The 23,970-nt window shown below is 50.8% G+C and carries 21 protein-coding genes and 1 other RNA gene; 3 read left to right on the forward strand and 19 right to left on the reverse strand.

Annotated elements, in window-relative coordinates; all coding sequences use genetic code 11:
* Positions 1-297 precede the first annotated feature (297 nt).
* The 6 genes from ACYUJT_RS24830 to ffs form a co-directional block, all read right to left on the reverse strand.
* Complete coding sequence (locus ACYUJT_RS24830) at positions 298-561, reverse strand: pro-sigmaK processing inhibitor BofA family protein (RefSeq protein ID WP_460327492.1); 264 nt, start codon at positions 559-561, stop codon at positions 298-300.
* 30 nt (positions 562-591) lie between these two features.
* Positions 592-888: a DUF2508 family protein gene (locus ACYUJT_RS24835; protein WP_460327494.1), complete on the reverse strand. Its 297-nt coding sequence runs from the start codon at positions 886-888 to the stop codon at positions 592-594.
* Positions 889-1,033: 145 nt separating this feature from the next.
* A complete protein-coding gene (recR, locus tag ACYUJT_RS24840) occupies positions 1,034-1,633 on the reverse strand; it encodes a recombination mediator RecR (protein ID WP_460327496.1) in 600 nt (199 codons plus the stop codon).
* A gap of 27 nt (positions 1,634-1,660) precedes the next feature.
* Positions 1,661-1,972, reverse strand: a complete 312-nt coding sequence (locus ACYUJT_RS24845; protein WP_379397745.1) for a YbaB/EbfC family nucleoid-associated protein — start codon at positions 1,970-1,972, stop codon at positions 1,661-1,663.
* A 68-nt stretch (positions 1,973-2,040) separates the two neighbouring features.
* Entirely contained in the window at positions 2,041-3,780 is a 1,740-nt protein-coding gene (dnaX, locus tag ACYUJT_RS24850; RefSeq protein ID WP_460327498.1) for a DNA polymerase III subunit gamma/tau, read from the reverse strand.
* Positions 3,781-4,016: 236 nt separating this feature from the next.
* An RNA gene (ffs, locus tag ACYUJT_RS24855) (signal recognition particle sRNA large type) lies at positions 4,017-4,284 on the reverse strand.
* Positions 4,285-4,431: 147 nt separating this feature from the next.
* Between ffs and ACYUJT_RS24860 the strand changes: the two genes are divergently transcribed.
* On the forward strand, positions 4,432-5,694 hold the full coding sequence (locus ACYUJT_RS24860; RefSeq protein ID WP_460327500.1) for a stalk domain-containing protein: 1,263 nt from the start codon (positions 4,432-4,434) through the stop codon (positions 5,692-5,694).
* Between the two features lie 95 nt (positions 5,695-5,789).
* Here ACYUJT_RS24860 and rpmE read toward each other — a convergent pair whose 3' ends face one another.
* The 8 genes from rpmE to rpoE form a co-directional block, all read right to left on the reverse strand.
* Positions 5,790-5,987 (reverse strand): 50S ribosomal protein L31, encoded by a 198-nt coding sequence (gene rpmE, locus ACYUJT_RS24865; RefSeq protein WP_155613487.1) that lies wholly within the window; start codon positions 5,985-5,987, stop codon positions 5,790-5,792.
* Between the two features lie 108 nt (positions 5,988-6,095).
* Positions 6,096-7,364: a radical SAM protein gene (locus ACYUJT_RS24870; protein WP_460327502.1), complete on the reverse strand. Its 1,269-nt coding sequence runs from the start codon at positions 7,362-7,364 to the stop codon at positions 6,096-6,098.
* Between the two features lie 65 nt (positions 7,365-7,429).
* Positions 7,430-8,767, reverse strand: coding sequence for a transcription termination factor Rho (gene rho / locus ACYUJT_RS24875; protein ID WP_460327504.1), 1,338 nt, complete (start codon positions 8,765-8,767; stop codon positions 7,430-7,432).
* Positions 8,768-8,937: 170 nt separating this feature from the next.
* Positions 8,938-10,191, reverse strand: coding sequence for a UDP-N-acetylglucosamine 1-carboxyvinyltransferase (locus ACYUJT_RS24880; protein WP_460327506.1), 1,254 nt, complete (start codon positions 10,189-10,191; stop codon positions 8,938-8,940).
* A gap of 185 nt (positions 10,192-10,376) precedes the next feature.
* The gene (gene fba, locus ACYUJT_RS24885; RefSeq protein ID WP_460327508.1) at positions 10,377-11,231 is read right to left on the reverse strand and encodes a class II fructose-1,6-bisphosphate aldolase; all 855 of its coding nucleotides are present in this window, start codon (positions 11,229-11,231) and stop codon (positions 10,377-10,379) included.
* A 311-nt stretch (positions 11,232-11,542) separates the two neighbouring features.
* Entirely contained in the window at positions 11,543-11,920 is a 378-nt protein-coding gene (locus ACYUJT_RS24890) for a response regulator (RefSeq protein WP_055105456.1), read from the reverse strand.
* Positions 11,921-12,051: 131 nt separating this feature from the next.
* Positions 12,052-13,653 carry a CTP synthase gene (locus ACYUJT_RS24895; RefSeq protein WP_460327510.1) on the reverse strand — a complete coding sequence of 534 codons (1,602 nt, stop codon included), beginning with the start codon at positions 13,651-13,653 and terminating at the stop codon, positions 12,052-12,054.
* 283 nt (positions 13,654-13,936) lie between these two features.
* The gene (gene rpoE, locus ACYUJT_RS24900; RefSeq protein WP_460327514.1) at positions 13,937-14,491 is read right to left on the reverse strand and encodes a DNA-directed RNA polymerase subunit delta; all 555 of its coding nucleotides are present in this window, start codon (positions 14,489-14,491) and stop codon (positions 13,937-13,939) included.
* A gap of 526 nt (positions 14,492-15,017) precedes the next feature.
* Between rpoE and ACYUJT_RS24905 the strand changes: the two genes are divergently transcribed.
* Positions 15,018-16,169 carry a S8 family peptidase gene (locus ACYUJT_RS24905; RefSeq protein ID WP_460327517.1) on the forward strand — a complete coding sequence of 384 codons (1,152 nt, stop codon included), beginning with the start codon at positions 15,018-15,020 and terminating at the stop codon, positions 16,167-16,169.
* A 243-nt stretch (positions 16,170-16,412) separates the two neighbouring features.
* On the opposite strand, the gene argS is transcribed toward ACYUJT_RS24905, so the two are convergent.
* The 5 genes from argS to speE all read right to left on the reverse strand — a co-directional run bounded on the left by argS (position 16,413) and on the right by speE (position 21,635).
* Positions 16,413-18,092, reverse strand: a complete 1,680-nt coding sequence (gene argS / locus ACYUJT_RS24910; protein WP_460327519.1) for an arginine--tRNA ligase — start codon at positions 18,090-18,092, stop codon at positions 16,413-16,415.
* A 1-nt stretch (position 18,093) separates the two neighbouring features.
* Positions 18,094-18,531, reverse strand: a complete 438-nt coding sequence (locus ACYUJT_RS24915; RefSeq protein ID WP_460327521.1) for a YwiB family protein — start codon at positions 18,529-18,531, stop codon at positions 18,094-18,096.
* A gap of 175 nt (positions 18,532-18,706) precedes the next feature.
* Positions 18,707-19,711, reverse strand: a complete 1,005-nt coding sequence (locus ACYUJT_RS24920; RefSeq protein ID WP_460327523.1) for a hypothetical protein — start codon at positions 19,709-19,711, stop codon at positions 18,707-18,709.
* A 212-nt stretch (positions 19,712-19,923) separates the two neighbouring features.
* Positions 19,924-20,793 carry an agmatinase gene (gene speB / locus ACYUJT_RS24925; RefSeq protein WP_460327525.1) on the reverse strand — a complete coding sequence of 290 codons (870 nt, stop codon included), beginning with the start codon at positions 20,791-20,793 and terminating at the stop codon, positions 19,924-19,926.
* A 14-nt stretch (positions 20,794-20,807) separates the two neighbouring features.
* On the reverse strand, positions 20,808-21,635 hold the full coding sequence (speE, locus tag ACYUJT_RS24930; RefSeq protein WP_460327527.1) for a polyamine aminopropyltransferase: 828 nt from the start codon (positions 21,633-21,635) through the stop codon (positions 20,808-20,810).
* A gap of 279 nt (positions 21,636-21,914) precedes the next feature.
* On the opposite strand from speE, the gene ACYUJT_RS24935 reads away from it, so the two are divergent.
* A complete protein-coding gene (locus tag ACYUJT_RS24935) occupies positions 21,915-23,969 on the forward strand; it encodes a transglycosylase domain-containing protein (RefSeq protein WP_460327530.1) in 2,055 nt (684 codons plus the stop codon).
* The last annotated feature ends 1 nt before the right edge of the window (position 23,970 follow it).

Genomic DNA, 23,970 nt, shown 5'->3' on the forward strand with positions numbered 1-23,970 from the left:
GATGTTTGACTTGCTCATTTTGAATCTGACGAGATCAGATTTACATCTGACTCTATTTTTAGATTTCACTTGCGTGAAACCCGCTCACTCGTTGTTCAGTTTTCAAAGATCAATTCTCGTTTTTGTTCGTCGCCGTTGTTTCAGCAGCGACCTTTATAATGTATCATATCCGCTCTTCTTAAGTCAATACTTTTTTTGAAATTATTTTACTGACTGATCTTGCTAAGCACTGTCTTTCGAAGAAGCGATTTATAATGTATCACATAATCCAAATTAACGTCAACCATGAAATGCATTTTATATCATTGTTAATTTAAGCCCAAGCAGTAAACCTACACCAGGGAGACCAAGAATAAGCACCGTACTTATCGTTACCGGATTCATCGGAATATACGTCTCCGTAAGCAAACCCGAGAAATTGACGATATAAATTCCGAGTGCAGCCAATACAACATGAAGGCCCAGGCGAGTAAGCCAAGCTAGTCCCAGCCTTCGCGAGAACACGATATAACCCAACAACAGCAATGATCCGATAAGCACCAAAGATAATATCATTTTCATCCCCCGTCACACCTCCTTACTAACTTGCGTTTAGCCTCTAAGATAGGAATCATGCTGCGAGTAAGTCCCGAATTGAAACGGCTCCCATGTAACATTCGCCTGCTTTGCCGCCTTCAAATGAACCTGGTACCTTCTTTCCGCCGCTTCCAGCGTATATATCGCTATATCCACCTCGTCTGAACCGACCGCTGCCTGCAGCGCACAATATGCCTGCTCCCACTGGCGCCGGGCTTTCATTACCTCACGATACAATTGCTCCTTTTGCTCCAGCTCTTTATCGTACTGCCTAGCTTTCTTCATTCTCAGCAGCCATTGCTTCAATTTCACGTTATATCCGCCTCCCCTGAACCGGTATATTTCATGTGTATCGGGAAAGGGACAAACTTAGAACTATCGTATGCAAATGGGTAAAAAAGCAATAAAAAGAAGCACCGGTCTATGACCAGCACTTCTGAATCAACCTGCTATAAACTTATCTTAATTCACGCCGCCCCTCGAGCGCCTTGGATAAGGTTACTTCATCCGCATACTCCAAGTCGCCGCCGACCGGCAGCCCATGGGCAATACGGGTAACCCGAATATCAAACGGCTTCACGAGACGAGAAATATACATCGCCGTCGCCTCTCCCTCAATATTGGGGTTGGTCGCTAAAATCAGCTCTTTAACCCGTTCATCGCTGAGACGGTTAAGAAGCTCCTTGAGCCGAATGTCGTCCGGACCAAGTCCTTCCATGGGTGAAATAGCGCCTTGCAGCACATGATAGTAACCATCAAACTCTTTTGTCCGCTCCATGGCCACCAAATCTTTGGAGTCCTGGACTACGCAAATTACGGATGAATCCCGAGACTTATCCTGACAAATTCGACAAGGATCGGTATCCGTAATATTGCAGCATACCGAACAGTAGTGAAGATTGCGTTTGACGCTGACCAAAGCCTTGGCAAAGTCAATTACGTCGTCTTCCTTCATGTTCAGCACGTGAAACGCGAGCCTCGCGGCCGTCTTCGGCCCGATTCCCGGCAGATGAGTAAAGGCGTCGATCAGCTTGGCGATCGGTTCGGGATAATACAATGAGCATGTTCTCCTTCGGTCGTGTAATTAGAATAGGCCTGGAATTTTCATTCCGCCCGTAAATTTGCCCATGTCGTTGTTAGCCAGCTCATCCGCTTTGCCCAGCGCATCGTTAACCGCTGTCAGCACCAAATCCTGCAGCATTTCCACGTCGTCCGGATCTACAGCCTCCGGTTTGATATTGATGGACAATACTTTCTTATGTCCATTGACCTCTACAGTAACTACGCCGCCGCCCGCACTTCCCTCAACCGTTTTGCCGCCGAGCTCCTCTTGGGCTTTCAGCATTTGCTCCTGCATTTTCTTAACTTGCTTCATCATTTGGTTCATATTATTCATCTGTCCTACATCTCCTTCTTCTTAGTCATTTATATGGTTAAACAGAATTATACAAAAATCCAGCCTGGCTACTCCTTCACAACAACGAGGTCATCCCCAAACATGTTGAGCGCCTCGTCTACCCACGGCTCCTTGCCTCCGCCGTCTTCCGCGGGCTCTAACTGAAACGGTTCCTCCTTGGACGGCTGCGTCCCAGCGCCTTCAATGCTGTCATCCCAATCCTTGAGCATCATCGTCACCAGACGGTATGGCGAACCCATCACTCGCTCCATGACTGTTTCAATGAGCTGTTTATTCGCTGGTTTCTCCGTAGTTTCACGGTGAATATCGTTCTTGAATGCGACAAGGATGGCATCCTCCAGCGCGGAGACAGGCTCGCCGTTCACGAACCAGGCATGAATGGTAATCTTCTCATCCTTAACGCCTTGAAGCACCTGATTCCATTTCCCCTGCACCGCCATGAATTCCGGGCTGCTGCGCTGGGCTACGTAGCGGTCAAGCCCTGCCGGGAGCTTAGCCTTCGAGGCTACGCGAGGCGCCGTCGTCCGCGATGCCGGACGATTCCCTCTATTGCCCGCATCTTGGCCTCCGCCCGCCAATCCTCCTTGCAGAGCGTGTTCAAGCTTCTTCTCCAGCTCCGCCAACTGCCGGCGAAGCTGCTGAATTTCGGATTGATCAGCCGTAGCGGCAGGCAAAGCCTGCACGTTAACCGCCTCTTCGCCCTGTGGAATGTTGCACAGCTTCAGAAGGGCTACCTCAAACAGCGTCTGCGGCTGCAGCGCATACTTCATCTCGGTCTGGTAATGGTTCAGCGTATCGATAATCCGGAACAGCTGCGGGCGCGTAAACACTTCGGCCATCTCCCTGAATTCCTGGAGATCCAAAGCGCGCTCCGTCATCTTTTCCGCATTCGGCACCATTTTAATCATCAATAAATCGCGGAAATAATACAGCAGGTTCTCCATGCATTTATCGGCGCTCTTGCCTTCCTGCATAAGACCCTCAATCAACTGCAGCATGCCTCCGACATCACCTTCGATCAGCGTCTTCGCGATTTCCGCAAACTGCTTCGAAGGAATCCCCCCGGTCATATCCAGCGCCTGCTTGTAGGATACATGCCCGTCCGAGAAGGAGGCGATCTGATCCAGAATGCTCAGCGCATCTCGCATGCCGCCATCCGACAACCGAGCTATATATTGAATAGCTTCGTCCTCGGCAGTAATGCCCTCCTGTTCACAAATCAGCTTTAACCGCTCGCACTGCTCCTCCAAGGATACGCGGCGGAAGTCAAAGCGTTGGCAGCGGGATATTACCGTCGCTGGAAGCCGATGCGGCTCCGTAGTCGCAAGGATAAACATCACGTGCGGAGGCGGCTCCTCCAGCGTCTTAAGCAGCGCATTGAACGCTTCCGTCGTCAGCATGTGAACTTCGTCAATGATATAAACTTTCTGCCGCACTTCAGTAGGGGCATATTTCACCTTTTCGCGCAAATCACGAATTTCCTCGACTCCCCTGTTGGAAGCGGCGTCAATCTCTAGCACATCCATAACAGCCCCTGCTGTAATCCGGCGGCAAGCGTCGCATTCGTTGCACGGTTCCGGAGCTGGCCCCTTCTCGCAGTTCACGGCTTTGGCCAAAATCTTGGCCGCGCTCGTCTTCCCCGTTCCCCGAGGCCCGCTAAACAAATAGGCGTGCGACAGCCGCTGCTCCCGAATCGCGTTCTGCAGCGTGCGAATAATGTGCTGTTGTCCCACCATGTCCTGAAACGACTGCGGCCGCCAAGCACGGTACAGCGCAATATGCTCCATATGCGGCACCTTCTTTCTTCATGAAACGATAATCGTCACTTTCCCATTATACTATACTCGAGGGACGAGAAAAACTTCTATCCGAACATATTTCCGAGTAAAAGAATATCCCTTCATCCCCTTCTGCACAAGCAGCAAAATAGCAGATTATTCGGCATCAGGCGGGTCCGAATAATTTAAAACAAAAAAACATCTCTGTCCAAAAGACAAAGATGTCGCTTTATAAACCTATGTAGCCGTGCACCTGTTATTGATCATTGCGATCCAAGCGGCACCTTTACGGCGCAACTCGAGACAGGCTTCCCCCCGGCACAAAAGTATGACTGCTTATGGCTGCTTCCTTCCGGACCTGACCAGGTTCACAGGTACTCATTGCGGAGGACCCGTCTGTCAACGTCTGCCGTAAAGACCGGACCTCACATCGGCAAGACCTCTAACAGGAATTCAACCTCGCTATAGCGGATTGCGAGTTACAGGGCACCGCTACCTCCCCATCTAGCACGGTGAAACTAAGTATATCTCATGCATGTCCAAATTGCAACCGACGGCAAAAGTTGTCTATTTAAGATTATTTTTGAACACATGCCTTCTCTCTCAAAGTTTGATATATTTATAGAATAATATGGAACTTCATAGAGAGGATGTGCCTTAATGAGAAGAATAGGCAAACTCGTGCTCGCCGCCACGATATGGATCGGCACTCTTAGCGGACTTGCGTCGCTGCCGCAACAAGCTTACGCAGACACCCAGATCCGCATCATGCTTGATGGATACCCGCTGCAATTTCCAGCCGAGCCTATCATTAAAGATGGAACTACTCTTGTACCGTTTCGCGCTATCTCCGAAGCACTCGGCATTCAAGTGACTTGGGACGAAAAAACGAAGAGCATTTCCGCCATCAAAGGGAGCGGCCCTAGCTCTGTTCGCGTGCAGCTAACCCTAAACAACAAAAAATCCACCGTGAATGGATCCATTGTAGACCTGGCGGTAGCACCCCAGACTGCGAATGGGCATACCTTGATTCCGCTAAGCTTCTTCAGCCAGCAGTTCGGCGCTCAAGTCAATTGGGATCAGCAGACGCGCACCGTCTCAATCTCTTCTTCGAAGCAGCGAATGTACACCATGGGCTTCTATGCGATCTCTTCTTTCTCTGATGCTTCGGTCATACCAAACCTGGACTCCGTCGCCTTCGGCTGGAGCCGGATTGACGAGAACGGCAAATTCACGCTAAGCGGAAAAGACTTTAAATGGCCTCAGCCCGCGGGAGACATCACCCCCGAGAGTCTGGTCAATGAAGCGGCCAAATCGCGGACCCTCCCATACTTAATGGTCTATTCGGGAGACGTAAATGGCGAATTAACCAAAATCATCGAGAATGCCGACACACGGAAACAGGCGATTACAGAAATGATCTCTGCCGCTAAAAACAACCAATTTCAAGGCATCCTGCTGGACTTCGAAGGACTGGGACTTACCACGGACAAAGCAAAGACCCGCTCTTCCTTCACTGCCTTTGTTAAAGAGGTTTCTTTGCAGGCCAAAACAGAAAATCTGAGATTAGCCCTTGCGCTCCATCCGCTCAACTCGTCGTATCAAGGATATGACTACAAAGCGCTCGGCCAAATTGCCGACGAAATCATCATCATGGCCTATGATTACCGCAGCAGCGGCGGAACAGGGCAGCCGGAGCCAGCCGATAAAGTGGATGAAGCGATTCGCCTTGCCTTGAAGGAGACGAAGAAGGACAAACTTGTGCTTGGCCTGAACCTTAACAGCGAGAATACCCATTCAGTGAACACGCTGATCGGCTTAGCAAAGCGCTATGACCTCAAAGGCATAGCTATATGGAGACTCGGCTTAGTCAGCAGCGACGAATGGACACAAATGCAAAAAAGCATCGAATTCAAAAAATAAGTCCAGTAACGACAACAAATCCCCTGCCAGTAGGCAGGGGATTTCCCATGTATTTCGAGATGCCGCAAACGCAGCACTTCTCTAGCAAACGTAGATTAGATGCCGTATTTCTTCTTAAATTTATCAACACGTCCACCAGCATCCACGAATTTCTGTTTACCTGTGAAGAATGGATGGCAGTTGGAGCAAATCTCAACGCGCAGGTCTTGTTTAACAGAACCTGTTTCAAAGGTATTTCCGCAAGCGCAAGTTACCGTTGTCACGTGATATTTAGGTTGAATAGCTTCGTTCATGACTTCACCTTCTTTCCGCCCTGGGCCTCAAGCGTGCACAGAGTTATAATGACACATAACGTGATTATATCACGCCATGTTTTGTCGCGCAATTGGAATATATGAGGTTCATCCCCGAACTTTTACCCGCGCTAATTCAGCAGGCGGTACATGGGTATAAGAACCGATGACTACATCCGGCAGCTCTTGCTGGAATATCTCAATCGCCTGCTTCATGCCGAATATATCCCCTTTTGCCGGGGGAATAAGCTCCAGATAGCTCTCTGGATCGATATTCAGATTGCGAAGCTGAATCAGTCGAAGCTTCGTACGACGGGCGAATTCAATCATCGCCTCAATCTCTTCCTCCCGATCCGTCACACCCGGAAAGATCAGGTAGTTAATCGACGTATACACACCCTGATCCGAGGCATAACGAAGCGATTTCTCTACATTTGCCAAAGTATACCCGCGGGGCTTGTAGTAAGCATTATAATGATCGTCCAGCGCACTAATTGTACTCACGCGCATTAGATCAAGCCCGGCATCGACAATGCCGCGAATATGATCACTAAGACCCGCATTCGTATTAATGTTGATATACCCCATATCGGTCTGGCGCCGAACCTCGCGGATTGCTTCGATGATCAGCTTGGCCTGCGTCGAAGGCTCTCCTTCGCAGCCTTGCCCGAAGCTGATGATCGACTCTGGCGTCTTCAAGTGCTCCAGCATGATTTCAACGAGTTCTTCCACGCGGGGCCGGAAGTTCATTCGCGTCTGCGGAGCGACGAATCCGCTGTCATCCGGCTGCTCCGAAATGCAGCCAAAGCAACCCGCATTGCAAGAGTACGACACGGGAACCGCGCCTTCCCAGCGATTCAGGAACGTGTTCGATGCGGTCAAACATTCATAGCCGAGGGCACAATTCGATAAATGCTCATATAAACGATTCTCGGGATATTTTGTCCGAAGTGCCTTGACTTGATCCTTCAACTCCAGCGGATCGCAGTTCAAAGGATTCCATTTCTCAGGATCATCGGATAAACGCGCCGTCACGTAAAATTGACCGTCTTTCCACACCACTGCTGAATATCCGAACAGCGGAAGCTTATATTCCTTATCCGTCTTTACATAACCCGGAAGACAGAGACGGGTGAATCCCTGTGGAAGCAGCGCCCCTACGGCCTGTACATCTCCAGGGACTGGCATCATTTCACCGGTGTTAGGATCCATTCCTACCGGCCTCGTCGAGGGGAGCCCTACCAGGGTCGCTCCTTCAGGCAGCGGAATAAGCTCATCCTCCAGAATTTCCACGATCATATCCCCGCTGCGGGCTAACCCATACAACGAGGAATGATCATATACTTGCCCTTTGTTGTCTGCATATACTAAATACATGTCGTTCTCCTCTTTGCCTTTCGATTCCGGAACTCTTCAGCCATTCCATCGCGCCAGGCGTATTGTTAAGATGACGAGCCCGATCCGGAGCCTGAAGGCGCAGCGGTACGGGTCGTACGGCGCGTGCTGCTTCCACTGCCGGACGAAGATGCGCTGTTGCCAGCGGTATCGAAGGAAGCGAGAAACTCCGCATTGGTCTTGCTGTCACGCAGCTTCTTCAAGAACCCCTCCACAAAATCGTAAGAGTCGTTCATATTTTTGCGGATGGACCAAATCGTATCGAGCTCCTCTTTCGTCAAAAGTACTTCCTCGCGTCTCGTTCCCGAACGGCGAATATCGATGGCAGGGAAAATACGGCGCTCTGCCAGTTTCCGATCCAAATGGAGCTCCATATTTCCCGTCCCCTTAAATTCCTCGTAAATAATGTCATCCATGCGGGAGCCCGTATCTACCAAGGCTGTCGCCAAAATGGTCAGGCTTCCGCCCTCTTCCACATTACGCGCCGAGCCAAAGAACCGCTTCGGACGATGGAATGCCGCAGGATCGATCCCCCCGCTCAGCGTACGGCCTGAAGGCGGAACAACCAGGTTATAGGCTCTGGCCAGACGAGTGATGCTGTCTAGCAAAATGACGACGTCCTTCTTATGCTCTACCAAACGAAGCGCACGCTGCAGCACAAGCTCAGCCACCTTGATATGGTTCTCAGGCAGCTCATCGAACGTGGAAGCGATCACTTCCCCCTTTACCGAACGCTGCATATCCGTAACTTCTTCCGGGCGTTCATCGATAAGTAACACAAATAGCTCAATCTCGGGATGATTAGTAGAAATGCTGTTGGCGATTTCTTTCAGCAACAGCGTCTTTCCTGCCTTGGGCGGTGCCACGATCAGACCGCGTTGCCCAAGTCCAACAGGGGCTAGAACATCCATAATACGAGTGGATAAATGGTTAGGGGTTGTTTCAAGCACGAGCTTGCTTTGCGGATAAAGAGGTGTTAATGCCGGGAAATGCAGACGTTCCGCTGCGATGGCTGGATTCTCGCCATTAACGGCATTCACTTGCAATAGTCCGAAGTATCGTTCATTCTCTTTGGGCGCCCTGCATTTGCCGGATACAAGATCACCCGTCCTCAAATCAAATTTGCGGATTTGGGAGGCCGAGATATAAATATCTTCCGTGCTGGGCAAATAGTTGATCGGACGGAGGAATCCGTAGCCTTCAGGCAGGATCTCCAGGATGCCTTCCATGAACATAAGGCCGCTCTGTTCCGCCTGAGCCCTTAGAATCGCAAAAATTAATTCCTTCTTCTTAAGCTGACCGTAGTAAGGAATCTGATACTGCTTCGCAAGCTTGTACAGCTCGGTCAGTTTCATTTCTTCCAAGTCGGCAATTTGTAAATCCATATAGAATACCACCTATTCAATTTTTTCGTTTGTGCATGAATGATTATTACTGATTGTTGATTGTCTATTACACTATGAAACCAGTATAAGTCTATAAATCGGAAAATTGATAGACGCATTTTACTAATATTACCCGGTTCCAGCAAAAATATGCGGCCGGCAGAGAACTTCTACTCTGCCTGACGCCACACATCAGCACCGAGTGCACGCAGATTGGTTACAAGATTATCGTACCCGCGATCGATTAATTCGACGCCGGATACTTCAGTAACCCCTTCCTTGACGGTTAGACCAGCAATGACGAGTGCTGCTCCGGCCCGCAGGTCGGTCGCTTTGACCTTGGCCGCGTTAAGCTCGCCGCCCTCGATAATGGCCGAGCGGCCTTCCACGCGAATCTTCGCGCCCATTCGTACGAGCTCCGGGACATGCTTAAACCGGCTGCTGTAAACGAAATCGCTTAATACGCTGACTCCTTCCGCCTGCGTAAGCAGACTGGTCATCGGAGACTGCATGTCCGTCGGAAAACCAGGATAGATAAGAGCCTTCACATCAACGTGCTCATACCGAGCCGCACCCAGAACACGGATTGACTCGTCCATTTCTTCGACCGTAACGCCCATTTCAATCAGCTTCGCCGTGAGCGCCTCAAGGTGTTTCGGAATAACTCCGTCGATAATCATATCACCGCGGGTAGCGGCCGCAGCAATCATGTAAGTGCCCGCCTGAATCCGGTCAGGAATAATCGAATGGCGGCAGCCGCTCATCTCCTTAACCCCTTCAATCCGGATCGTCTCCGTCCCCGCGCCCTTGATGCTGGCTCCCATCGAGTTCAGCAGTGTGGCAACATCTATAATTTCAGGCTCTTTCGCCGCATTCTCAATAATCGTGGAGCCTTTGGCCCTCGCGGCCGCAAGCATAATGTTAATCGTGGCACCGACGCTGCACACATCCAGATATATCTTAGCGCCTCTCAGCTCTTTAGCCTTGAGATGGATGGAGCCATGCTCATTCGTAACCGTGGCCCCCAGCGCCTCGAATCCCTTAATATGCTGATCGATTGGACGAGGTTCAAAATTACAGCCCCCCGGCAGTCCGATCGTTGCCTCGCCGAATCTGCCCAGCATGGCACCCATCATATAATAAGAAGCCCGCAACTTTTTCACAGGGCCGTTCGGCATCGGAATCGAGTGAATTTGACTCGGATCGATCTTGATCTGGCCGTCTGTCCAGGTTACCTTTGCCCCCAGCTCCTCCAATATTTCCGTATATACCGCCACATCACTAAGATGCGGCAAATTATCCAGAGCTACTTCCGATTCCGCCAGGATGGCAGCAGGAAGAAGCGCAATCGCGCTGTTCTTGGCTCCGCTGATTTGAACGGTTCCCCTAAGCGGGCGTCCGCCATGAATCATTAACTTTTCCATAAGAAGAAAATCCCCCTGAAGCCGAAAATAGTTCCTTAATCATTGCGACATAACACATGTTGCTCAATAGCACTCTACGATTCTTATCCATAATACCACTTATGCGCTGAAATAGGAAAGACACCGCTCGAGAGCGGTGTCTTTCTTGTAAATATGAATTGCAAACTGTACCTGGAGTTATTGGCTTATGCTTGGTTGCTGGAGCCGAACTCGCGCATTTTACCGATGACCGTTTGTTTGATGGCTTCACGGCCAGGTTTAAGGAATACACGAGGATCGTAAGCTTCAGTCTTCTCGGCAAGAACTTCGCGAACCACTTTCGTGAAGGACATTTGGTTCTCCGTGTTCACGTTGATTTTGGAAGTACCGAGGGAAATGGCTTTCTTAATGTCATGCGTAGGGATACCTGTGCCACCGTGCAGAACGAGCGGAAGGCTAACCGCGTTGCAGATTTCTTCCATCTCTTTGAAGCCAAGGTTTGGCTCGCCTTTGTAAGGTCCGTGTACGGAACCAAGAGCTGGCGCAAGCGTATCGATGCCTGTCTCTTTCACGATACGGACGCAGTCGTCCAGCTTCGCGTACATTACTTCGCCGATAACGTCGTCTTCTTGTCCGCCGACCATACCTACTTCGGCTTCAACGGATACGCCTTTAGCGTGTGCATATTCAACGACAGCTTTCGTCGTTTCGATATTTTTGTCGATTGGGCTGTGGGAATCGTCGATCATGACGGAAGTAAATCCGGCATCAATCGCTTCTTTACATTTCTCGATGCTTGATCCATGGTCAAGATGAATCGCTACTGGAACGGTGATTTTCAGGTCTTCAATAAGACCTTGCACCATTTTAACAACGGTGTTAAATCCGCCCATATAACGAGCTGCACCTTCGGATACACCAAGAATTACCGGAGATTTCTCTTCTTCGGCAGCTTCAAGAATCGCGTGTGTCCACTCTAAGTTGTTGATGTTGTACTGACCCACTGCATACTTTCCTTTAAGAGCTTTGTTCAACATATCTGTCATACTTACTAATGGCATGGCTCCAATCCTCCTAGGACGTTTGTTTGTATTAATTTTGCCGACATTCACACGTAATTATTATAACACAACCCGACAAAAATACTATTCAAGCTTTTCCATCTATTTATGCAAATTATGCCGCCAAAAAAGCAGTCATATAATGCTTCTTCCGAGCTGTGCCAAGGGCTGGCGAAAACGACCGATTTGGCATCCCCCCGAGAACCTTACCCATTTACATGCAAAAAGAAACCTCCTTCAAGCGGAGGGAATCGAATTTCCCTACGCCTTAAGGAGGCTGTCTTCACGACATATTAAATTGCTGCTTTCGCTTAAAGAACGGCGCCGCCCTTCAGCTCCATGTTTACCGCCATTCTCATTTCATCAATGTCGAACGGCTTCGTAAAATGCCTCAATGCGCCAAGCTCTGTCGCTTCCTTGATCATATCCAGCTCACCGTAAGCCGTCATCATGATAACCTTAATGGCCGGATTGACTTCCTTGATATGCTTCAATATTTCGAGTCCATCCATGCCGGGGATCTTCATGTCGAGAAGCACCAGATCCGGTGAATCGCTGCGGACGATCTCCAAAGCCATCTTGCCATTGGCAGCCTGGAATGTTTTATAACCCTCGCTGCTGAACACTTCCATTAATAAAATACGGATTCCGTTCTGATCATCGACAATCAACACTTTCTTCTCTTCCACTGAGGCACCCTCCTACAAGTCTAGCCCTTGTAATTCTATAAGGTATAATTCGCCTCGATTTAGGAAATCCCTTCTAATTTGGTAAAAAGATACTTGAAATCATTCGCGATTCCTATTGAAAGAGAAAAAAATTAAGATTTATGCGTAATCGCAGCTTTCACGAACTCGCGGAACAACGGCTGCGGCCGGTTCGGACGGGACGTGAATTCAGGATGGAATTGAACGGCCAAGAACCACGGATGGCCAGGAAGCTCGACGATTTCGACGAGACGGCCGTCCGGGGACGTCCCTGAAATGCGCAGTCCTGCCGCCTCCAGCTGTTCACGATAGTTGTTGTTGAACTCATAACGATGGCGATGTCTTTCTTCCACCTGATCCGTCTTATAGCACTGTTCTGCCAAAGAGCCCGGCACTAGCTTACATGGGTACAGGCCTAGACGCATCGTTCCGCCCAAATCCTCGATATCCTTCTGCTCAGGCAGAAGATCGATAACCGGGTGCGATGTAGCCGGATTAATCTCCGAGCTATTCGCGCCTTCAAGACCAGCAAGCGCGCGTGCAGTTTCAATCACGGCTACCTGCATGCCCAAGCAAATTCCGAAGAACGGGATTTGCTGCTCGCGGGCGTAACGGATCGTCGTAATTTTGCCTTCGATCCCCCGGTCGCCAAACCCTCCAGGCACAAGAATGCCGCCTACGCCTTTCAACTGCTCGGCTACGTTGTCAGCGGTAATATCCTCCGCGTTCACCCAGCGAATCTTCACTTCCGCATTGTTGTCGAAGCCGGCATGCGACAGCGACTCTACAACGCTCAAGTACGCATCATGAAGAGCTACGTATTTACCGACGATCGCAATTTCAACCGTCTTCTCCAGCTTGTTGATCCGATCTACCAGCTTCACCCACTCGCTCATGTCCGGAGCCGGGGCATTCAGCTTCAAGTGATTGACGACAATCTCGTCAAGCCCCTCGCCTTGGAGGTTAAGAGGAATTTCATATAATGTATCCGCATCGCGGCACTCTACGACCGCACCGGCATCGATGTCGCAGAAGAGAGCGATCTTCGCCTTCATGTCCTCGGACAGCTCATGCTCCGTGCGGCATACGATTACGTTCGGTTGAATGCCGATGCTGCGAAGCTCTTTAACGCTATGCTGGGTCGGCTTCGTTTTAACTTCGCCGGCAGCCTTGATATATGGAATAAGCGTGACGTGGATGTACATGACATTGTCGCGGCCAACGTCGCTCTTGATCTGGCGGATCGCTTCCAAGAATGGCAAGCTCTCGATATCGCCCACCGTTCCGCCGATCTCCGTAATGACCACGTCTGAACCCGTCTCGCGGCCAGCCACGAACACACGCTCTTTGATTTCATTCGTAATATGCGGGATGACTTGCACTGTTCCGCCGAGATATTCTCCGCGGCGTTCTTTGCCGATAACGGAGGAATAGACCTTGCCTGTCGTGATATTGCTGTTCTTGGACAGGTTGATGTCGATAAAGCGTTCGTAGTGACCTAGGTCAAGGTCGGTCTCTGCTCCGTCGTCAGTGACGAATACTTCCCCGTGCTGGTAAGGACTCATCGTACCCGGATCCACGTTAATGTAAGGATCGAATTTCTGGATCGTTACCTTTAAACCTCTGTTTTTTAGCAGCCTGCCGAGTGATGCTGCCGTAATCCCTTTGCCAAGGGAAGATACAACCCCGCCTGTTACGAAAATATATTTTGCCACAGTCTAAAAACCTCCTACATAATAGTCCAGAAATTCAGGCGACTCAGATCATAGCGTAACCCATTAGCCCACGAATCATAGCTAAAATGGACATAAAAAAACAAAAAAGTGACACCCGAATAGGTCGGGGCACTTTTAAAATTAGAACATATTTATAGGTTTGAATCATAAGCCCATGCAATAGTTTACCCGTTAGCATCTCCCCTGTCAAGTAAAGAAGAGAGCATTTCAAGAGGTTACAATTGTGGCAATTTCGTGCAAATCCAAAGGACGAAAAACGGGTTTATCTGTCTTCGTCTTCACCCTCGTATTCATCCTCTTCGGAATCCGAATCGTCTTCCTCTTCATCGAGCTCTTCATCGTCAAGCATCTGCTCGTCATCGACTTCATCGGCGCTTTCTTCATCATCATCCGAGAACAGTTCGTCTTGATCATCTTCCTCATCGATAGCATCAAAATCGTCTTCGTCCGTGAAATCGTCTTCCTCTTCTGTGAAGTCTTCGTCTTCCAGATCGTCATCATCATCGTTAATGATGCGCGGACGTTTGGCATTCGCTACAGGATCCTCGGAACGCTCGATCGGATACCAGCGCTTCAAGCCCCACAGGTTGGTGCCAACGCAGGCAAATCGACCGTCAATGTTAATCTCCGTATACAATTGAGCGATCGCTTCGTTGATTTCTTCCTCCGACATATTGCGGACCTTCGCTACCTCGTTCATCAGGTCGCGGTAATAATACGGTGTATTCGCCGCTTTCAAAATCAAAAAGGCCAAGTCAACCATTGGAATTTCATGGACCTTCTCCGGGTCGATTTTCAAATTAAGTGGGGTACTCACCAGGCGGACACTTCCTCTCACGCAAAGTTCACTATACAGGGTGCAGAAATCAAACCGCAACTTGATTTCTTCACTAACATATCCATATCACACATAAGTAAAACCTATTTGGTATTAGTATGTCAAGTTTAATAGTGTGTTCAAAACGTGTCCATATTGCGCAGTACCCGGTGACGCCAAATACGTTAGAAAAGACGGGAACGAATCGTTCGCCGTCTCCTGACTGTATCCGACCGAGGAAAAGACGCGAGCCTTCTCTCCAGATGGTCATGAAGGCCGCAAGAGCCTTCCCTTCATCCTATGTCTATATTCTCCCTTTGACACGGGGCTTTACGGCCTTTCTCAACATTTCTAACAATATTTTTATTATTGATAGCTCTGGTCTGCGGACCCAAGACATTTAAACGTATCCTCAATTTAAAGGGGCCTGTTTGCCCATTTCCTCAGAACAGGGTCACTTCCCCACTCCCGGTCAGCGGCACCGTCATAATATACTCCAACACGCTAACTCGGGAGGACATCATCTATGGATTATGCCAAATTACTGGGCTTTCTGAATGACTCCATCGACCCCTCCGGAAAAAGCGGACGGCATATCGTCCGATTCCTGCAGCCAGGCCACTACTCCGAGTTCATCCGTCAATTGTTCAAATATCGGCGCAAATATCCCACCCTTCGGTCAATCCGTTCATCGCCGCTGCTGCAAGCCTTGATCTGCCCTTTGCGTCTCCCGGACAACCAAATTTGCTCCGAACTCGGGCTATATGTCGAAAGCGACTCCACCATCAGCGTTAATTCGCCATCTTCCCCCACCAAGGAACGCGCCACCGAGATCCCTTGGGGCGTAAAACGGATCGGAGCTCCCGAAGTATGGTCTACCTCGACTGGACATCGCATCCGCATAGCCGTCATCGATACGGGAGCCGATTACAGCCATCCCGATTTGCGCTATTCCCTGGCGCGCGGCATTCATTTGCTGAAACGCGCCGGCCTGCCTTATGACGACAACGGGCATGGCACCCATATCGCGGGAACGATCGCGGCAGCCGGCGGCGCACAAGGAATGATCGGCGTTGCCCCCCGTTCATTAATATATCCTGTCAAGGCGTTTGATCATAACGGATCAGCGTATGTGTCCGACATTATCCTCGGGATTGACTGGTGCGTCAGAAACCATATACAAATTATCAACATGAGCTTCGGCATGAAATCGACAAGCATGTCCCTTAAAAATATTGTCAGCAAAGCCCATGAAGCGGGAGTTGTCATCGTCGCCTCTTCAGGAAACGACAAAAAACAGCGTACCGCGGATTATCCGGCAAAATATGCCCAAACCATTTCCGTCGGGGCCACGAACCGGGACGGAAAAATTGCCTCCTTCAGCAATTATGGCCCCTATATTGACATTTACGCCCCCGGTGAAAAAATCACGTCCTCCTGGCTCGGCGGAGGGCACCGCGAAATGAGCGGCACCTCAATGGCGACTTCCCATGTCAGCGGAGCAATCGCTCTGCTGCTTGCGGCACGCCCGAATCTTACGCCGGACGAGATCAAGCAGCGGCTCCGCCGCACGGCGCGCCCGCTAACCTGGACACAGGCCCGAGCCCGGTCCAGGCCGGGCGAGGTTAGCGCATTGCGCCTCGTGCGGGGTAAAACAGCGCGGCGCCGGCAGGGCTGACGCGAGCGGGTCCGGAGGGGCTCGCGGGCAAGCTGCGCAAAAGCGCGGCGCAGCCAAATGCCGCCTGGCAGAAAGCGCCTGCGCAAAAAAGCCGCCCTCTTCGCAGATGCAAAGAAGGCGGCTCCAGCGCCAGCCGGCACGGCATGCGGCTATGCGGCGGCGGTCACGCAGCAAAAGGCACCGCGCCCTGAGCGCGGTGCCTTAACTCGCTGCATGCCGCTGCAGCGGACAACCCTGGCCGTGCTACATCCGTTCCGGCGCGGATACGCCGATCAGCTTCAGCACATTGGCCAGCACGGTCCGCACGCCGCCGAGCAGCGCTAGCCGAGCAGCGGTTTGCTCCGCGTCCTCGGTGATGACGCGCTCCGCTTTGTAATAGCTGTGGAACAACGCCGCCAGCTCATACAAATAACGCACCAGACGATGCGGCGCGAAGTTCTCGGCAGCTACGCCGACTTCCTCCGGCAGCTCGCCCATTTTGCGCAGCAAGTCAAACTCATGCTCTGCGGTCAGCTTGCTCAGCTTCACGTCTTGGATGGCAGGAATCACAATGCCCTGCTCCTCCGCCTGACGGAAAATGCTGCAAATCCGCGCATGCGCGTATTGGACGTAATAAACCGGATTCTCATTGGAAGTAGAAATCGCTAGGTCCATGTCGAAATCCAAATGCGAATCCATGCTCCGCATCGTAAAGAAATAGCGGATCGCATCGACGCCGACCTCATCCATCAAGTCAACCATCGTAACGGCTTTGCCTGTCCGTTTGGACATCTTCACCTTCTCGCCGTCCTGGAACAGGCTGACCATTTGGGCAATCAATACCGTCAGCTTGTCCGGATCGTTGCCAAGGGCCTGCATAGCCGCCTTCACTCGCGGAATGTACCCGTGGTGGTCGGCACCCCAAATGTTGATCATCCGATCGAAGCCGCGATCATATTTGTTGCGGTGATAAGCGATATCCGGCGTCAAATAAGTATAGGTCCCGTCGTTCTTCACGAGTACGCGGTCCTTGTCGTCTCCGTACTCCGTCGATTTAAGCCATGTCGCCCCGTCCAGCTCATAAGTCTGTCCCTTGGAGCGCAGCTCCTCCAGCGATTTCTCCACCTGTCCGTCTAAATATAGGGAAGTCTCGCTAAACCATACATCAAAGCCCACCCGGAAGCGGCCCAGATCGCGTTTGATCTTATCCAGCTCTTTCTCCAATCCGTAATTGCGGAAGAAGGCCTCTCTTTCGTCCGCAGAAAGGGATAATAGTGCATCTCCCTTCTCGGCAACCAGTTCCTTCGCGAAGCCTTTGATATCCTCGCCATGGTATCCGTCCTCCGGCATCCCCACATCCTGGCCAAGCTCCTGCAAATATCTCGCCTCGATCGATTTCACGAGGTTCACGACCTGATTGCCGGCATCGTTAATATAGTACTCCCGCGTAACCTCGTACCCGGCATAATCAAGCACGTTGCACAAGGCGTCTCCAACCGCTGCTCCCCGTGCATGTCCTAGATGCAGGCTGCCCGTCGGATTGGCGCTGACGAATTCCATTTGTACTCTTTTGCCTTCCCCAAGCTTGACCCGGCCATACTTTTCGCCTTGCGCATAAATCTGCCCCAATACAGGATATAGATAGCTTTTGCTGAGGAAAAAGTTGATGAAGCCCGGACCGGCAATCTCGGCCCGCTCAACGCCAGCTTGCTCATAGTCGATGTTCTTCACGATTTCCTCCGCAATTTGGCGCGGATTTTTCTTGGCAATCCGTGTGAGCTGCATAGCCGCGTTCGTGGCGAGATCCCCATGCGCTTTATCCTTCGGCACCTCCAATACGACCGCAGGCACCTCATCGCGAGCGGCGAGTCCCGCAGCCACGACTGCATTAAGAATTGCTTCCTTCACGGACTGATTGATTTGTTCTAACGGATTTACTGTCATCTTAAACTTCCTCCTGTATATGTAAGCTGATTACAAAATGTCCAGTCACTTCTTCATGAACCCACAGGTCATATTCCCAGGCCACAACCCCGCTGGAACCTTCCAGACGAGAATCCAGCCTGCTTGTATCTGTAGATAAATTAAACCTCGTATAAGGGGACCTGTAGAACCCCGGCAGCCGTTTTCCCTGCTGGAACGTCTGCTCGGATTCAACCTCCCCGTGGCGCATGATTTTGAGCTCGTTCTGTGAAATCTTAACTGTGGCCCGCGTCGCGCCGCCTGTTGGGCCTGGCTCCGGCTCGACATACCTGACGTACAGTGTGCTGCCTTTGCTCAAAGTCTCACCCTTGATTCGCTGTTCTGATGCCTCATCGCCTTGCTGACTATTAATGACGATGACGGCTGGCTTCCAGTTCGGCACTCTATCCTCTCCATCCATTCAGCCTGTTCTTCAACATTTTCTTATTGTACTACTATATCCAGTTCAACGGCGCAATTCAATATTTTAGCTTCAGCAAGCGATCATCAAATTCCCAGGGAGCTTCACGCCTGCCTATTCAAAATGAAAACACCACTCTCACGAGTGGTGTCTCCCTAGTAAATCAGCGGTTTAGTTAAAGCGGCTGGCTTAGAACCATATATTTGACCTTGGAACCGTCGAAATGAAGATGAAACCGGAAGTAGTCCCCCGATTTGTAACTCCATTTACTCGGCAGCTTCCTCGCGTCCGCATCGAGCTTCTTGCCGACCTCCGCCGTACTTAGCCCTACCTTGACTCCGCCGGGCGTCTCATGGGAGCCATCGCTGAAGACGATTTTGTTGTTAAGCTCAAGAATCCCGCCTTTGAACTTGCGGACCTCTTTGACTTCACCTACGGAATTATCGTAATAAGGGACTCTCCAGTCCGTGGTCTCGGTGTTCAGCCGCTCCTCCCAATCTGAATAGATTAAGCCGTCTACCGCAATTAGTTCCCGTTCGATTCCTTCGGGCTCCAGAGAATTAGCATGTTTCTCCGCCTCCAATCGGGCTCGTTCCTCGAAGGCATCGAATGCACCGAGTTCCGAGTCGGGCTGCATCAGACCATGCATCATCAGCAGCACCTGATCATCGGCATAATATGCCTTGCCTGCAGCTTCAAATGCATTATTCCCCAAATTGTAGGACAATTCAATGATCCTTTGATCGCTTAGCGCAAATTGCAGAACAACCTGCCCGGCCGGAGAAGCCGTCTCTGTTACCGCGGCCTGCATATCCGTAAACCGCAAAGATTGCAATATGACATACTGGCGTTCAACCGGTATTTCCTTTTTCGTTCCATTCCAAACCGCAAAGACGGAATTCACCTCTTCTTCCTCGAACGACAGGTGATCAAGCAAGTAAGGGGACTGTGCTTCTCCCACCTGATCTTGATTCTGCTCCAGCGATATTTCAGGCGGCTCTGAAAGGTCTGCATTCACCGGCGAATCCCCGCCGTTGGCTGCGTTGACCGCCGGAGCATCCGTAATTTTCAGCGCTTTATCCCGTTCTTGCAGTTTAACGATGCCAATGATTAGGGCAATGGCAAGAACGATCAAGACGCCCGCCAGCAAATAGCCCTTTAAATTGCTATGTTTGTTCATCTTTCCTCCTTAACTGCTGCCAGTTATTGTGCTAAGTAAGTATTTAAAATTCCATGTGATTAGACGCATTAAACGGGTAAAGGTTGCCAAAATTTCTCACTGGGAAAGCAAAATAGTTCCAAGGGCATACCCCAGGACAAACACTGTTCAAACGTAAAAATACCCCGCAGCTAGTTGCGCTGCAGGGCATTTCTATTTAAACAATACTAGAGCTATTTCACAAAGCCGAGCAGCATTTCACGAATGAGCTTGGCGGCCACAATTTGTGTCTGCTCGGTCGGATCATAGATCGGAGCAACCTCTACAAGATCGCAGCCCACGACGTTCACGTCGGATCTCGCGATCAAATGAACCGCTTCAAGCAGCTCCTTCGATGTAATCCCGCCTGCCTCGGCTGTACCTGTACCTGGGGCGCAGGACGGATCAAGCACGTCGATATCGATCGTTACATACACCGGACGCGAGCCCATTTTCGGAAGCTCGGTTTTCAGCGGCGCGGCTACCTCAAACGGATGGAAGTTAATATTCTGGCGTCCGTAAAGGAATTCTTCCTTCGAGCCGGAACGGATTCCGAATTGATAAATGTTCTTGCCACCCATCAATTCAGCCGCTTTGCGAATCGGCGTGGAGTGGGACAACGGCTCGCCTTCATATTGATCGCGAAGATCGGCATGCGCATCGATATGAATTACAGCCAAATCCGGATACTTCTCATACATCGCCTGAATGACCGGCCAGCTGACCAGATGCTCCCCGCCCAAACCGATCGGGAACTTGCCATCATTCAGCAGACCGCGAACATAATCGCCGATTACATCAAGGCTGCGGGCTGGGTTACCGAAAGGCAGCAACAAATCCCCCGCGTCGAAATACGTTGCATCCAAAATGCTCTTATCCAAGTAAGGGCTGTACTCCTCCAAGCCGACTGACGCCTGGCGAATGCGCGCAGGGCCAAACCGCGAACCGGGACGATAGCTTACAGTGTAATCCATCGGCATCCCGTAGATGACGGCTTTGGCGTCCTCATACGACTCGGAGCTGCAAATAAATACGTTGCCCGAATAAGCCTGATCCAGTTTCATTTCCGTACGCCCCCCTACTTCACGAGATCTTCTACGAATTTAGGCAGCACGAATGCAGCTTTGTGCAGACGCGGCGAATAATACTTCGTGTTGATCTCCGGAATTTGGGTCTCATCCACTTGAAGCGGATCATGGGTTTTGCTGCCCATCGTAAAGGTCCACAGACCACTCGGATACGTAGGGATGTTAGCGCCGTATACTCTAACGATCGGGAAAATTTCCTTAACGTCCTTGTTCACTTTTTGAATCAAATCAGCTTTGAACCAAGGATTATCCGTTTGAGCCACGAAAATGCCGTCATCCTTCAGCGCCTCGTAAATCCCTTGATAGAAGCCGCGCTCGAACAGCGGGGCCGCCGGGCCTACAGGCTCCGTGGAGTCAACCATAATCACATCGTATTTATTTTTGCTCTGAATAATATGCATATAGCCGTCATTCACTTGAACCTCAACCCGCGGGTTATCCAGCTCACAGGCGATTTCCGGCAAATATTTTTTCGAGTATTCAATGACTTTCCCGTCAATATCAACAAGAACAGCCTTCTCCACCTTAGGGTGCTTCATAATTTCGCGAATAACGCCGCCGTCACCGCCGCCAACCACAAGCACATGCTTCGGATCTGGGTGCGTAAACAACGCCGGATGAGCTACCATCTCATGGTACACAAATTCATCCTTCACCGTCGTCATGACCATATCGTCAAGCACCAGCATTCGTCCAAACTCTTCGGTATCAATGATCGCCAAGTCTTGAAAATCCGTCTGCTCTCTCACCAATGTTTCCCGAATTTTTGCCGTAATGCCAAAGACGGGCGTCTGTTTCTCCGTAAACCACAATTCCATCGTATAACCCTTCTTTCCCGTTAGAATAGTGTTTAGCCGTCATATTAACCCATACCGGAGGCCGGGGGCTGTCCAGATTCACTTCTCGCAAAGTTTCTCTTCCTATTGTACCAAACAAATCTGATTATATTAAAACAAGGTGAAAATGCAACTATTTATGGAAATCCGCTAAATTGACCCGCCCTATGCCCTACCATGAATATCTCCCCCAAACTTTCCCATACTGAACAGTAGCCGCATCGATTGCGGACATCCGGAGATTGGAGGCGATTAACAGCTATGCAAAGACTTGTCCGCAGCAGCAGACGGGGCCCCCGTCGCAGAAAATCCCTTATAATCAAGTCGCTTTTGGCCTGCGGTATCGCCGTATTAATCGCCTCCGGAGCGCTTCTATTCTATTTATATCAAACCGATTTGCCGCTTGCTTACTCCGACCGGAATTCGCAACTGCTCAGCCGCCAGGGGGAGGCCATTTCCGTCTTCTCCAGCTCCGACCGGAGCCGTTCCAATGTTACGCTGAATCACATTTCGCCATATCTTATTCAGGCAACGCTGGCTGTGGAAGACCGGCAATTCTACGATCATTTCGGTTTTGATCTCAAAGGCATGGCCCGGGCGGTTCTCGTCAATCTTAAGGAGATGAACAAAGTGCAGGGGGCCAGCACGTTGACGCAGCAACTCGCACGCAATCTGTATTTAACGCATGAGCGCACATGGTCGCGAAAATTGAAAGAAGCGATATACACCGCGCAGCTGGAAATGAAGCTGGGTAAGGATCAAATCCTGCAAATGTATCTCAATGAAATATACTACGGCCACGGCGCTTACGGCATTGAGGCAGCAGCCCAAATGTATTTCGGCAAACCCGCGGAACAGCTCAGCTTGGCTGAAAGCGCCATGTTGGCCGGCGTGCCGAAGGGGCCCACTTACTATTCCCCCTTCAATCAGATGAAGAATGCAAAGGACCGTCAGCGCCTCGTCTTAAATGCTATGGTGGAGACGGGAGACATCAACGAGCTGCAGGCGAAAACAGCCTATGAAGAAATCCTTCAGTTCCAATCTCCGAAGCTGCGAACGACCGGAGACAAGGCTCCCTATTTCCGCGACTACGTCCGAAATGTCGTCATCAACGAGCTAGGGTTCGATGAGAGCCTGCTAGAGCATGGCGGGCTCAAAATATACACCACCTTGGATACGGAAGCGCAGAGGGCTGCCGAACTTGCCGTGGCCAGCGAACTGAAGGACTCGCCCGATCTGGAGGCAGCCCTGATTTCCATCGACCCGCGCAGCGGACATATCAAAGCACTCGTCGGCGGCGTGAACTACATACGGAGCCAGTACAATCATGTCTTCGCGACGACCCGTCAGCCCGGCTCAACCTTCAAGCCGATTATGTACTTGTCTGCCTTGTCCTCCCGCAAGATGACGAGTGCCAGCAAATTCTCCAGCCAGCCGACCTTGTTTCATTATGATAACAACCGGAAAACGTACAGCCCCAAAAATTTCGGCGATAAATATTTGGGTGAAATCGATATGCGCCAGGCCATTTCTGCCTCAGACAATATTTATGCCGTCAATACGATCCTGACGGTCGGAGCCGATCAGGTGATCGAGCTCGGCCGGAAGATGGGTATTACAAGCCCGCTAAATGCCGTACCTTCTTTAGCGCTGGGCACGTCGCCCGTCAGTCCATTCGAGATGGCTACGGCGTTCGGGGTAATCAGCAATCAAGGCAAGCAGGTCAAACCGGTTGCCGTACTGAAAATTACCGACGACGAGGACCGTATATTATATGAAGCTCCTTTTGCTGCCCCTGAGCAGGTCGTCGAGCCTGCCGCTGCTTATGTGCTGACCCATTTGCTGGAGAGCGTATTCGAAGCCGGGGGAACCGGGAACCGGGTATCGGCGGACATCAAGCGTCCGGTTGCCGGCAAGACGGGCACGACAAGCACCGACGCCTGGCTGGTGGGATTCACGCCAGAGCTGTCTACGGCCGTTTGGGTCGGCTACGACAAGGGGAAGACACTGGGCACGGCAGAATCGCGCAAGGCGGCGCCCATTTTTGCACAATATACGGAGAAGGCACTGGAGAAAGTACCGCCAAAAATTTTTCCGATTCCCGATGGGGTCGTCAGCGTATATCTCGATCCTGCGACAGGCAAGCTTGCGACGGAGAATTGCCCCACCAAAAAGCTGGAGGTATTTATCGAGGGCACCGAGCCGACGGAAACCTGCGATGCGCACGGGGATAAAGAACCTGCACCGCTTCCTGTTGAAGAAACAACACAGAGCCGCTCTTGGTGGAGCGATCTAAAGCGCTGGTGGATGGACTAGG

Source organism: Paenibacillus sp. YSY-4.3, assembly GCF_054767475.1.